Origin of the sequence: Pseudoalteromonas sp. Isolate6, assembly GCF_022398435.1 — a bacterium.
Taxonomy (GTDB): Bacteria; Pseudomonadota; Gammaproteobacteria; order Enterobacterales; family Alteromonadaceae; genus Pseudoalteromonas; species Pseudoalteromonas galatheae.
The window spans coordinates 1-12905 of record NZ_JAKEVK010000131.1 but is presented as its reverse complement, the minus strand read 5'-3'; the positions used below and the strand labels follow the sequence as shown (position 1 = coordinate 12905).

Below are 12905 nucleotides of genomic sequence, written 5' to 3'. Positions count from 1 at the left end.
TAATTAAGGATAACAAATGAAGTTAAAAATAAAAAAGAAGAGCATATTGAACCTGTCCGATAAAAAGTCACTGAACCAAAAGTTAACACCACAAGTAGGGGTGGTGGTTTTACATCGAGCTGGTTTGAAGAGTTAAGCAAAGCCTACTGCGATATTGCTAAATAACGTGAGATCGCAATAGTTAATAAGATACTAGACTGACCCTTGAGCCTAAGCTGTACTCAAATTGAGATGTTGACCTCGTTCGAGAACAAGGCAACATCTAGCTGAAATGACTTAGTGTTCACTTTCACTTGGAATAGACTGCTTAAGCCTTTGCGATAAAAATCGCACGGAGCGGAGCTGGGTAGCCTTCTATCGTTTTGCTTGAGTCATTAGGGTCTAAAAAGTCAGCAAGCGACTCTGTTTCCATCCAAGGAGTTTGGCGCTGTTCGTCTAACGACGTGACATCTTTGTTTACTACCTTGATATCTTTAAAGCCCACGCGCTCAAGCCACAATGTTAATGCATCACAGCTTGGAATAAACCATACATTGCGCATTTTTGCGTAGCGATCGGTCGGCACTAATACTGTATTTACATCGCCTTCTACCACGAGCGTTTCTAGCACTAATTCGCCACCTTTTCTTAGTTGAGACCTTAGCTGTGCTAAGAAGTCGATTGGTGAACGACGGTGATACAGCACGCCCATTGAAAACACAGTATCAAATGCTTTTAGCTCAGGCAGTTGCTCTACACCTAGCGGTAGTAAATGCACATTGGGATCGGGGTTAAAGTGTTTAATAGTCTGGAATTGACACAAAAACAGATCGGAAGGATCAATACCAACTACAAGCTCTGCGCCTTCACCGCGCATACGCCACAAGTGATAACCAGAGCCACAGCCAATATCCAACACATTACGGCCATAAAGGTCACTAATATGAGGAAGCAATCTGTCCCATTTCCAGTCGCTGCGCCACTCAGTATCAATATGGACACCATGCAAGTGAAAAGGTCCCTTACGCCACGGCATCATGCGTTTTAGTAAATGTGTTAACTGCTTTTGATGACCCTCATTAACGTCTTCGCCAGTACCTATCTCAACTTTGGTTTTTATATCAACATGCGTGGTTGAGATCTCTGGTAGATTTTTTATGACTTTTTCCCACTTTGGCCAGTCGCCATGTTGGGCCTCTTTCTGCCAATGGCTAAGCTGAGCAGGTAATGTTTCTAGCCAATGGCTTAGTGGTGTTTTTGCAATGGTTGCATAAAAGTCGGTAAACCAATGATTCATAATTGCCTCTATTTTATTGCTACCATTGAGCAGAAGTTAAAACACTGATACCACACTTGAGTTTGATTAAAGCCGATATCCTCTAATCTTGTCATATGAGTACTTAATGAGTCCGTACGCATTACGTTTTCGATCGCGGTGCGTTTTTGGCTGATCTCTAATTCTGAGTAGCCATTGTGACGTTTAAAGTCGTGATGAAGGTCAATAAGTAAGTTGTCTTTAGTACCGTTTTCACCGCGAATTTTTTCACTTAATAACAGTGCGCCACCAGGTTTCAGGCCTTGGTATATTTTTTCTAGAACCGCTTTGCGGTTTTCTGATGGGATAAACTGTAGGGTGAAGTTCATCGCAACGACAGACGCGTTGCTAATCTCTATTTCATTGATATCACCTAAAGTGACTGAGACTGGGACATCGGATTTAAAGCCTTTTAAATGCAGTTGGCAGCGCTCTACCATGGGCTGGGAATTATCCACGGCAATGATATGACAGTTTTCTTTATCTATATTTCTACGCATGCTTAGTGTGACCGCGCCTAAAGAGCAGCCTAAGTCATATAGGTTAGAGTTACTTTGCGCGTAAGTACCCGCAAGTTTGCCCATTGTGCTTACTATTGTCGCGTAGCCCGGCACTGAGCGCTGGATCATATCTGGAAACACTTCGACGACATTGGCGTCAAAAGTGAAATCTTTTACTGCTTGCTCAGTGGCATAAATACTGTCTTTGCCCGTCACATTAAATCTCTCTTTGAAAATAATCTCGCTATTTTAGCATTTTATGCTGGATAGTCAGTGATAAATTCAGTAGCTTGGCTACTATTAACAATAAGAAGTAAATATGAGACCAAAAATGGCGAAAAGCAAAGTGATTAGCACAGAAGATATTCTTTCAACGCTATGCCACTCAGTAACAGAAGTTCTGTCATCGGCAAGCGGCAACCAAATTAACTATTCCGCAATGGTACAGAAGATCACTCGTACCTGTATGAGACCTGACATCGGCTGTTTCGTATTGTTTGATGGCGGTTTTACCGGTTTAGTCGTAACTAACTTTACCGCGCAAGCAGCAATGGAGGTGTATACTGACTACATGCGTAATATGGGCATGCCTGAAGAAGAAATTGCGCATAGTCATTTGTCCGATGACGTTGCCAACGTATTGGGTGAGTTGATGAACCAGATTGTCGGTGATTTCACCAACAAAGTACGCGAGCAGCTACATACCTCTATCACGCAAAACCAGCCTAAGATGATGGCCATCAACAAACAGGTGCAGATCTCGGTAGACACAACGATGGATCGCCCGCAGGCAAGACGCGTTACCTTTACCACTCAAGGCCAGAATATTTTCTATCTTGAATTGGCAATGGATAAAACTGAATTCATTAAGCTACATGACTTTGATATTGCTGAGTCGGTAGATCCAGATGACATTATTGCAAGTCAGGCTGAAAAGAAAAAGCCGGCGAAGCCGCAGGAAGAAGATGTTGTAGATGACGACTTTATGGATCAGTTGGGACTGTAATAACCGTTTTTAAGTAAACATCTTGGAGCATATAAAGAAAGGCCATATCATTGGCCTTTTTATTACGGCAAAATCTTCATTTCGCCTTCGGATAAAATATATAGCAATAGCTAATGTAGTGCGCCTTTTTCTATATTCAGCTCGGGTGCTTCTTCTACATGTTTAATAGATGTAAGCATCATAAAGGCTTCATTGAACTCAAAGCGGGCAATGGCGGTTTTTAATTTCTGTAGCTCTGGTTCAGTCAAATAGCTACTTACCGAAATTGAGTCTACGAGTTCTGTAGCTTGAGTATCATAATCTCTTAACGCACACGCGAGCTGAATGAGTTCCTCTAGTTGACTATTTCCGGCTGTCGCCTCATTGTTTTTCATTACACTTTCTACTTGTTGAGACGCTTCTCTTTTACGGCGCTTTTGGCATTGTTCCTGTGCATATTTAACGTATTTAATCAGCTCGTCAATTTCGCTCGCATTAGGAGGGCGGACGTTTAGAGAGGCTTCAATCTGCTTAAACTCCTCGGTCAGCTTAACAATCGAAAGGTTAGCGCTAGCGCCCTTTAATGCATGTAACATACTATGTGCAAGTTCAAAATTCTCAATCGCTAAAGCCTGTTTTAAATTGATCAGCTCCTCAACCTGCTGGGATAGAAACTTTTCTAATATATCGAAGTAAACCTTTTGGTTGCCTGCGGCTCGAGCAATGCCCTCCGCAATATCAATGCCTTCAAACTCAATGACTTCATTAACTTCCTCTACTTCTGCATAGGCTTCTGGTGGGGTTGCCACAGGTTCCGTTGAAAGGATATCGGTCTCAGCGTTTGCGTATTTCAAAATACTGTTAACGAGTTGCTCAACATCGATGGGTTTGGCGACGTGGTCATTCATACCAGCATCAATGCAAGTTTGGATGTCTTCCTCCATCGCATTGGCGGTCATAGCAAGAATAGGAAGCGCACTTTCATCGAACTCCATACGAAGGTTTTGCGTCGCGGTAATACCATCCATCACTGGCATTTGCATATCCATTAAAACAATATCTATGTGTTTGTTATGAACTTGCTCAATGGCTTCTTGCCCATTATCAGCGACTGACACTTGAGCTCCGAAGCTAGACAATATCTCTACAGCGATCTCCTGATTGACAGGTTGATCCTCCGCAACCAAAATCGATATGCCATTTAGTGCTTGTTTACTAATTGTTTGTTCTTTTTTGGTGATAGTGGTTCTTACTTCTGGTGAGTCAAACACGGCATTTTGAATAACATCCACGAGATTTGATGGATTAATCGGTTTTAAAAGTACACCATCGACTAAATTGGCTTGGCTATCGTTGAGGTTTAACTCCCGACCATAAGCTGTGACTAAAATAAATTTACTCTGTGATATATCAATTTGCGATTGCAGCTTAGTAATTAGTTCGATGCCATCTATTTTTGGCATATGCCAATCGACGAAAATAAGGTCTGGTAAGTCTTGTGTCAGGACGAACTGATTTAACGCCTTATGAGGGTCTAAATAAGCACAAACCTGCATACCAAAGTTTGTTAGCATGCCGCTTAGCACGTCCAAAGCGTGCTGGTTGTCATCAATGATTGTTGCTGACAGTCCAGATAAGTGAGTTGAGGCCATTTTCGCCTGACTCAGTTCGTCACTGACTTCCATCTCTAATGTGAAATAAAACTCCGAACCGACGTTTTCTTCACTCTCTACGTATATCTCTCCCCCCATCAGCTTAACCAGTTGTTGCGAAATAGTGAGGCCGAGTCCTGTACCACCATATTTCCGTGTGATTGAGTTGTCCGCTTGAGAGAAAGATTGGAATAGATTTTTTTGCTGGCGCTTATTCATGCCAATACCAGAGTCTTTTACGCTAAACTTAATTTTTGCTAACCCTTTTTCGACATTGACAAGGGCAACACGAATAACAACCTCACCAGTTTCTGTGAATTTAACTGCGTTACCCGCTAAATTGATGAGGACTTGACTTATTCTAAATTGATCACCAATCACGCAGTAGGGCACTTGTGAGTCGAGATCAAAGACCAACTCTAGTTGTTTTTCTTGGGCTTTTACACTGACGATGGTGGCGACACTGTCGAGTAGCTTTTCTGTTGAAAAAGCCTGATATTCTAACTCGATTTTGCCCGCTTCGATTTTTGAAAAATCGAGTATATCGTTGATCAATCTTAGTAATTGTTTTGCCGCAGTATCTATTTTTGATACGTAGTCGTGCTGTTTTGCATTTAATTCGGTTGCGAGTGCGAGATGAGACATACCAATAATCGCGTTCATTGGGGTTCTAATTTCATGGCTCATATTGGCGAGAAATTCGCTTTTCGCTTTTGCCGAGTTTTGGGCCAAGTCTTTTGCTTCTATGAGCTCACGTTGTAGCTGGTTCCTCTCCGAGACATCAAGGTACATGCCAACAATTCCAGCGACAGCGCCATTTTCATTAAAAAATGGCGCTTCGTATACAATAAGTTCTCGAGCCTGTTCTTGGCCATCAAGCAAAAGTACTTCGTAGGTTTGCTCTTGGGTTGTGGTGATAATTTCGTGGGCCTTGGACTCAAATAGACTGGCTATTCCTAAATCAAAAACCTCGTCTAGTTTGGCGCCAATCACATCTACTTCGAATTGATCTAACAGTGCCAAAAAGGACTTGTTTACCCCCATAAATACACCGTCAGTCGACCGATAGTAAGTAGGATTTGGGATAGCATTAATTATATGATGAGTAAGCTCAAGCTGTTCGCTTAAGGCTGACTCCGTTTTTTGTTGCTTTTCGATATTTTCATTAATAGCAAGCGCGAGACTTAAGTCCTTACACAAGTATTCAAGTGCTTCAAATTGACTGTCTATGAGCGACTGAGCACTCCCGACGAGCAGTACGTAAACTACATGATTACCAATGGTCAGTGGAAAGCAATAACGGCCTTGGATCTTGATTTCAGCTCCTTGCGCTTTGAGCCACAGGGGTTCTTGTTGTATTTGTGGCTCGTTATTTGCCGCGCAAAGCTCAATTGTGGACGTAATAATTGACTGGCTCGGCGTAACCCCATGGCTTTTCACTAGAGACACGGTACTATCTTCTAAATTGGCGTAGAGACAGACACTCGGAGCATTGAACTCATTGGCAATAAACTCTAGGGCATGGCGAACAATAGGCTCTGAGCCGGTGATAGATTTGAGTTCGCGATTATAACTTTCGATAATTGCGGCTGACGCTAACTTTTGGCTTTGTGAGGTGGTGGCTGCATGGATTGCATGTGTGAGTCGTTTTACATCCGCATCACTATTTGTAGGACCAACAGAAAGGGGGGAACCGTTTAACGCTTGTGCACGTAGGGTATTGACTATGCGATAGAGCGGTGAAAAATGCTTGGTGCGCATAAACCAAACATAAAAGCTTAAAAATAGTGTTAATACCGCGAAAGCAAGACCAGTAATAAACAATATTTGTAGTTGTTGATTGGTACTTGTTTCAAGCTCAGCGTTAGCAATGATAGGCAGTTGTGAGATGGCGCTTTGATAGCTTTGAGGTAAATCCGTATTTTCAACTGCATCTGCTAACAATCGAGATTTTAATCTTGCTTGGGTTTCATAAATTTGTTGTAGCGGAAGTGGTATTGTATGACTCGGTGCAGGTTTGATGTCATCGAGCCATTGGGAATTTTTGTCTTTACTATACATCTCAAGAGACAAATGGTTGTGGTAAGCAGTATTGATGTCGGTCGCGAGTGTGCTTTGGGTAGTTGTTGCATAGTATATAAGCGCTGCGCTTCCTATGGCTGCCATTATGGCGAAAAGTGCCACCCAACTTAATAATGCTTTTGAGGACATAAGTTATTATTTACGCGTGAATTTATATATAAACATAGTCGCGATATACAAATTCTCAAGCTATGATGTAAAAAGTGTCTATCTTTAGGACGTTGAGTACCGTTAAATGTCTGACATTCTAATTGTTGATGATATGCCGGAAAACCTTCAAGTATTGCAACTCATACTAAGAAAAGAAGGATACAAAGTATTAGCAGCTCGAGGAGGGGACATTGCGCTGGGTATCGTTAAAAAGCATCAGCCTGAATTAATAATTACCGATATAAAAATGCCAAATATGTCGGGAATTGAACTTTGTAAGGTGCTTAAGTCCGACAATTCGACGGCGGTCATTCCTGTTGTCTTTGTCAGTGCATACGAAGACAGCGAGAGCTTAGTACAAGCATTCGAGGTTGGTGGTGTTGACTACATCACCAAACCCTATAAACCCGCTGAAATTATAGCCAGAGTAAACACCCAATTTAAGTTAATTGAAGCGCAAAAGTTAGCAGTAAAACAGCAGTTATCTAAAGCCATAAACCAAATGGTGATGGGGATAGCACACGAAATTAATACTCCTCTCGGTACCTGTATTACATCAAACACCTTTTTAGAAGGTGTCATGGAAGAGCTGCAGAGTGCACTTACCGCAGGTAAGCTTACGCAGGATGGGTTGGCTGCGGGATTTGAGCAAATCAAAGACAGCAGCGCGCTGTGTAGCCGTAACTTAGAAAAAGTCGCTAAGTTTGTCAGTTTGTTAAAGTCAATTTCTCAGTCAGAGCGAGATAGTTGCTGTATTGAAATCAAATTGAAAGAAATAGAAACAAGACTGAAAAAAGACTTTTCCAAGCAAGACGTACAAATCCAGTTTGTTGGTAACACATCAATGGAGGTTTATGTTGATGGACAAGCATTGGTTGAGGTCTTGAGCAACTTAGTTGAAAATTCTATCGCTCATGCGTGGATTGACCATGATCATCTTGCCATCATCACTTTTACGCTTTTGGGTAACAACTTACATGTTAATTACTCCGATAATGGAGTAGGGCTCAGAGGAATTAGTACACACGAGTTATTAAAGCCATTTGTGACGACAAAAAGAGGTAATGCAGGCCATGTTGGATTAAGCGCGAACTTAGCTGCTAATTTGGTGTCAGGGGCACTTAACGGAGAGTTTAGTGTGAGAAATACACCGCAAGGATTGGAGTGGGATATCCAAATACCGATAGATCCTCCCGAGAATGCTTGATCTGCGTCAAAAGTAGCAGGTCCTATATATAAAAGCGGACATAAGTCCTTATATCATTTGCCCTAATTCAATAAGCTCGCTCGCTGTTAAAACGTAATCTTTAAAAAGTACTCTGCTAACTATGTAATTAGCTACACTTTTTGAAGAATTATCGACAACACGATCGTATAAGGGCTTTTTAGCCTTTGCTGTTGCTGTTTTTAGCGAGACTTGTTAAACACAAGTTTATTGTTTAAAACAACCCACTAGGTTAACAGACCCGATAACATACGCCTTACCTTCTACTAGGTACGCAGTGTTGAGATGACACGGGAAGTGCGTTATTTACCCCAATGTGCAATTGAGTAAATAACCATGAATTACTAATAATTTTGGTGGAACCATTATGCAACAGTTACCTACCGTAGACTATCAATCGCCAAATGCTGCGAAAGAATTTGTAGAATCTTTAAGAAACACGGGTTTCGGTGTACTAAAAAATCACCCAATCCCACAAGAGTTGGTTGAATCAATCTACAAACATTGGCAAGAATTTTTTAATTCAGAAGAAAAACACGAGTTCCTTTTCAATAAAGAAACCCAAGATGGTTACTTCCCACCAGAAGTATCCGAGGTTGCGAAAGGTTTTACAGTAAAAGACATTAAAGAGTACTTTCACGTTTATCCAAAAGGTCGTGTACCGGCTCAATTAGAAGCAGAAATTCGTGAATATTACCGTTTAGCGAACGAGTTTGCGCAAGAATTACTAAGCTGGGTACAAGCTGAAGCGCCTGAAGATGTGAGAGCGAGATTCTCTATTGATCTCAAAGATATGATCAAAGAATCAGAGCAAACATTGCTGCGTATTCTTCATTACCCGCCGATGACAGGTGATGAAGAACCGGGTGCAATTCGCGCCGCAGCTCATGGTGATATCAATCTACTTACTGTATTGCCTGCGGCAAATGAGCCTGGCCTACAAGTGCAAAGACAAGATGGCAGCTGGTTAGACGTACCATGCGACTTTGGTTCGCTAATTATTAACATTGGTGACATGCTACAAGAAGCGTCGGGTGATTACTTCCCATCGACAATTCACCGTGTGATTAACCCCACAGGAAAAGCGTCGACGAAATCTCGTATTTCATTGCCACTATTCTTACATCCAAGACCAGATGTTGTGTTGTCAGAGCGTTACACTGCAGATAGCTATTTGCAAGAGCGTTTAAGAGAACTTGGAGTTAAGTAATCTAGACTTACGATAGCGAATAACCTGAACAATAAGGTTAAATCTATAAAGCGACTTGATGTAATATTGAGTCGCTTTTTTATTATGTGTCTAACAATCCCTAATCTCTGTTAGCCCTTGTAATTTGACGATTATTGCAATTTTTCACTGACAATCCTCACAAACTGTGCAATATTAGTTTTTTTCAAAATGAAGAAATTTCTTGAAAAATTTAATGACAACGCTGTCATTTGTTGTGTAACATCAATTCAACATGAATGAAAAACCGTGTCTAACGAAAACAATAACGCGGTCCAATCCAGAACAAGGTAGGGGTCTTTACATGATGGCTAAACAGGTTAACCAAGACCAACTATACATCGGCGTCGATGGTGGTGGAACAAAATGCCGCGCTACAATTTATTCTCTTCAAGATGGCGTTTTGGGTACGGGTCTAGGCGGTCCTGCGAATCCCCTACATGGGTTAGAGCGCACGCTTGAATCTATCATGGTGTCGACACAAATGGCGTTACAAGACGCGGGTCTTCGTGTTGAACAAGTACATGAGCTAAATGCAGGTCTTGGCCTTGCAGGTGTTAACTTACCCGCGCTCTATGACAAAATTATGCAGTGGGAACATCCCTTTAAACAAATGTTCCTTACCACAGACCTACACACCGCGTGTATTGGTGCTCATGAAGGTAGCGATGGTGCCGTGATTATTACGGGCACCGGTTCCTGTGGTTTTGCGTTAGTTGATGGTAAAACAGTGAACTATGGTGGTCATGGTTTTGCGCAAGGTGATATGGGCAGTGGCGCTTGGATGGGATTAGAGGCGGTAAAAGCTGCGTTACTCGATCTCGATGGCCTTGGCGAAAAAACGTCATTGAGCCGAGTATTGCTAGAGCATTTCAGTGCGAAAGGGGCAATGGGTATTGCAGAGCAAATGGCGGGGCAGCCGTCTAGCGGCTATGCAAAGCTGGCTCGTTATGTATTAGAGCAAGCAAAGCTAAATGATGAAGTTGCCCTCTCAATTGTGAAGTCAGGTGCGGAATATATCAGTCGGCTAGCACAGCGTTTACTTGAATTAAACCCGCCTAGACTCTCTATGATCGGCGGATTATCCGAGCCGCTACAACCTTGGCTCGACCCAGATGTTGCAAAGCAAGTCCAATTACCAAAGCAACCTCCTGAAATGGGGGCTATTTACTTTGCTATTCAAAGTGCAGGTCAAGAATTTAAAAAGGCGAACTAATGACAACTCAATGTTATTTTGCTCCAGAGTTTTTTGATGGTGAATGTTTTAAAAATAACGTTTTTTTCGAGGTAAAGAACGGTCAAATTCGTTATGTAACTGAGTCGCAAGTAACCAATGTTAGGAAACTTTCAGGATTGGTTGTTCCAGGCTTTATTGACGTTCAAGTTAATGGTGGTGGTGGCGCATTTTTTAATGCCGAGCAATCCACTGAATGCTTGGCGACTATGGTAAGAGCGCATGGGCAATTTGGTTCTACGGGATTAATGCCAACCCTTATCACTGACAAGATTGAAGTGATGCAACAAGCGGCAGATGCAACAGCAGAAGCGATTGCTACTAATCAGCCCGGAGTGCTTGGGATCCATTTTGAAGGTCCACACTTATCTCATCCTAAAAAGGGTACGCATAGCGAAAAGTTCATCAGACCAATTTCAGAGCAAGAATTTGCGGTTTACGCGCGTCAAGATTTAGGCATCAAAATGGTGACTTTAGCACCTGAAACCGTGCCACTTAGTGATATCGAACGCTTGATTTCATTGGGCGTAAAAGTGTGTATCGGTCATTCAAACGCGGACTATGACACCGCTAACGCTGCACTAAACGTTGGCGTGGATGGTTTTACGCACCTATTTAATGCAATGTCTGCGTTTACTTCCCGTGAGCCGGGCGTTGTCGGTGCCGCGCTTTGGAATGACAATAGTTGGTGTGGTTTGATTGTTGATGGTCATCACGTTCATCCATTGTCGGCGCAGCTTGCGATTCGTACTAAGCAGCGTGGCAAAATGATGCTAGTGACGGATGCCATGCCTCCAGTTGGGACAGATGATACGGAGTTTGACTTTTTTGACGGCAGAAAAGTTATTCGTACCGGTGATCGATTAAATTCAACAACCGGTGAGCTTGCTGGCAGTGTATTGGATATGGCAAGTGCGGTGCGAAATACCGTCAATACGCTTAACGTGAGTCTAGCGGAGAGTTTGCGCATGGCCTCTCTTTACCCTGCGCAATATCTTGGCTTGTCTCAAAAGGGGCATCTAAGATCGGGTGCTGATGCTGATTTCGTGGTGCTCGACAGCGATTTGATTGTGAAGCAAACCTATATTGGTGGTCAATTGCTATAACTGATTTGCAATTGAATAGTGGGCCGAAATGGCCGTTTAAGTTTCCCTGATAAAACCCCGCAGCAGTAATGCGGGGCTTTGTTTTTTAGCTTAACCGGTATTTGGTTAAGCATTGGTGGATCGACAACTCAGGAAGTTAGAGTAGTGTGCGTCATGATGCAGTCGCGATTGCAACGCGCATCAAAACTCACCTTGAGGCAAATGGATTTGCGTGATTGAGCGCTCCATAGTAAATGTTTTCACGTGGATAAATAACAATGACAACGAATAATAAGCCAAAGCGACTTGCGTCTTTAGATGCCTTACGCGGCATGGATATGTTCTGGATCTTAGGTGGCCAGTCTATTTTTGCGGCACTGTTTGTACTAACTGGGTGGCAAGGGTGGAAGGCGTTCGAAGCGCACACGCTGCACAGTCCTTGGCATGGTTTTACTTTTTATGATCTTATCTTTCCACTATTTATCTTTTTATCGGGTGTGGCGATGGGCTTGTCGCCTAAACGTATCGACCATCTGCCCTTTGATGAACGTAAACCGTTTTATCTCAAAGCACTGAAGCGCCTTTTGTTACTGTGTGCTTTTGGCGTGTTATACAACCATGGTTGGGGAACTGGGATCCCAATGGATCCTGACGGTGTTCGTTACGCCAGTGTATTAGGTCGTATCGCATTCGCTTGGTTCTTTTGTGCTTTACTGGTTTGGCATACCAGCTTGCGAACCTTAGCCTATGTGGGTATGGGCATATTGTTATTTTATTGGTTACTGCTTTGCTTCATCCCGGTTCCTGGTGGGCAAGCGGGGGACTTAAGTGCGAATGGTGTTGGTAGTTGGAATGCGTTTATTGATACGTATTTTCTACCAGGGATCAGTTATCAAAACCGTCCGGTTGACCCAGAAGGCGTGCTTTCAAGCTTACCGGCCATTGTAAACGCTATCGCAGGTGTATTTGCTGGTCGTGCGATTGCCAATGCACAGACGCAAGGAGAGTGGAAAACCGTTGGTATTTTGGCAGCCTCAGGTGTACTCGTCTTAGCACTAGGTTGGCTTTGGGACATGCAATTTCCAGTTAATAAAGAACTGTGGACAAGCTCATTTGTGCTAGTAACCGTTGGCTGGAGCGCAATTCTACTTGCGGTATTTTACGCGATAGTAGATGTACTGAGTTTTCAGCGTTGGGCGTATCCATTTGTTATTATTGGGGCTAACTCCATTATTATTTATTTAGCATCAAGCTTAGTGAATTGGACCTTTATTAGTAAAAGCGTATTCGGTGGCGTGATCGCCTCAGTGCCAATTGCGTGGCAACCATTAATTGCTGTTTTTGCGCTACTGGCGGTACAGCTTTTAGTGCTGCATTGGATGTATAAACGCCATATTTTTGTAAGTGTATAATAATCACAAGCCTTCTTCCAAAAAGCCCACCGTTGTGGGCTTTTTAACATCTTTCGAT

General features: G+C 42.7%; 9 protein-coding genes. 6 read left to right on the top strand and 3 right to left on the bottom strand.

Translation table 11 applies throughout. The features are described 5' to 3' along the window. Positions 1–307 precede the first annotated feature (307 nt). The gene (gene cmoB, locus L1D50_RS15900) at positions 308–1276 is read right to left on the bottom strand and encodes a tRNA 5-methoxyuridine(34)/uridine 5-oxyacetic acid(34) synthase CmoB (protein ID WP_239966383.1); all 969 of its coding nucleotides are present in this window, start codon (positions 1274–1276) and stop codon (positions 308–310) included. A gap of 8 nt (positions 1277–1284) precedes the next feature. Further along, positions 1285–2010 carry a carboxy-S-adenosyl-L-methionine synthase CmoA gene (gene cmoA, locus L1D50_RS15895; RefSeq protein ID WP_239966382.1) on the bottom strand — a complete coding sequence of 242 codons (726 nt, stop codon included), beginning with the start codon at positions 2008–2010 and terminating at the stop codon, positions 1285–1287. Between the two features lie 115 nt (positions 2011–2125). Between cmoA and L1D50_RS15890 the strand changes: the two genes are divergently transcribed. Next, a complete protein-coding gene (locus L1D50_RS15890) occupies positions 2126–2800 on the top strand; it encodes a DUF3334 family protein (protein WP_010378035.1) in 675 nt (224 codons plus the stop codon). A gap of 110 nt (positions 2801–2910) precedes the next feature. Here the strand turns inward: L1D50_RS15890 and L1D50_RS15885 are convergent, their stop codons facing one another. After that, positions 2911–6642, bottom strand: a complete 3732-nt coding sequence (locus L1D50_RS15885) for a response regulator (protein WP_239966381.1) — start codon at positions 6640–6642, stop codon at positions 2911–2913. Positions 6643–6748: 106 nt separating this feature from the next. On the opposite strand from L1D50_RS15885, the gene L1D50_RS15880 reads away from it, so the two are divergent. From L1D50_RS15880 to L1D50_RS15860, 5 genes are all read left to right on the top strand, one after another. Continuing rightward, positions 6749–7870, top strand: coding sequence for a hybrid sensor histidine kinase/response regulator (locus tag L1D50_RS15880; RefSeq protein WP_239966380.1), 1122 nt, complete (start codon positions 6749–6751; stop codon positions 7868–7870). Between the two features lie 385 nt (positions 7871–8255). Next, positions 8256–9098 carry a 2OG-Fe(II) oxygenase family protein gene (locus L1D50_RS15875; protein ID WP_128725349.1) on the top strand — a complete coding sequence of 281 codons (843 nt, stop codon included), beginning with the start codon at positions 8256–8258 and terminating at the stop codon, positions 9096–9098. A gap of 322 nt (positions 9099–9420) precedes the next feature. Next, complete coding sequence (locus L1D50_RS15870; RefSeq protein ID WP_239966379.1) at positions 9421–10332, top strand: BadF/BadG/BcrA/BcrD ATPase family protein; 912 nt, start codon at positions 9421–9423, stop codon at positions 10330–10332. Further along, entirely contained in the window at positions 10332–11456 is a 1125-nt protein-coding gene (gene nagA / locus L1D50_RS15865; protein WP_239966378.1) for an N-acetylglucosamine-6-phosphate deacetylase, read from the top strand. The genes L1D50_RS15870 and nagA overlap by 1 nt, the downstream gene beginning before the upstream one ends. Before the next feature lie 257 nt (positions 11457–11713). Next, positions 11714–12847 carry a DUF5009 domain-containing protein gene (locus tag L1D50_RS15860; protein WP_239966377.1) on the top strand — a complete coding sequence of 378 codons (1134 nt, stop codon included), beginning with the start codon at positions 11714–11716 and terminating at the stop codon, positions 12845–12847. The last annotated feature ends 58 nt before the right edge of the window (positions 12848–12905 follow it).

Coding starts and splice junctions, on each gene's coding strand:
- cmoB (WP_239966383.1), bottom strand. CDS start 1,276: ATGAATCATTGGTTTACCGACTTTTATGCAACCATTGCAAAAACACCA.
- L1D50_RS15890 (WP_010378035.1), top strand. CDS start 2,126: ATGGCGAAAAGCAAAGTGATTAGCACAGAAGATATTCTTTCAACGCTA.
- L1D50_RS15885 (WP_239966381.1), bottom strand. CDS start 6,642: ATGTCCTCAAAAGCATTATTAAGTTGGGTGGCACTTTTCGCCATAATG.
- L1D50_RS15880 (WP_239966380.1), top strand. CDS start 6,749: ATGTCTGACATTCTAATTGTTGATGATATGCCGGAAAACCTTCAAGTA.
- L1D50_RS15875 (WP_128725349.1), top strand. CDS start 8,256: ATGCAACAGTTACCTACCGTAGACTATCAATCGCCAAATGCTGCGAAA.
- L1D50_RS15870 (WP_239966379.1), top strand. CDS start 9,421: ATGATGGCTAAACAGGTTAACCAAGACCAACTATACATCGGCGTCGAT.
- nagA (WP_239966378.1), top strand. CDS start 10,332: ATGACAACTCAATGTTATTTTGCTCCAGAGTTTTTTGATGGTGAATGT.
- L1D50_RS15860 (WP_239966377.1), top strand. CDS start 11,714: ATGACAACGAATAATAAGCCAAAGCGACTTGCGTCTTTAGATGCCTTA.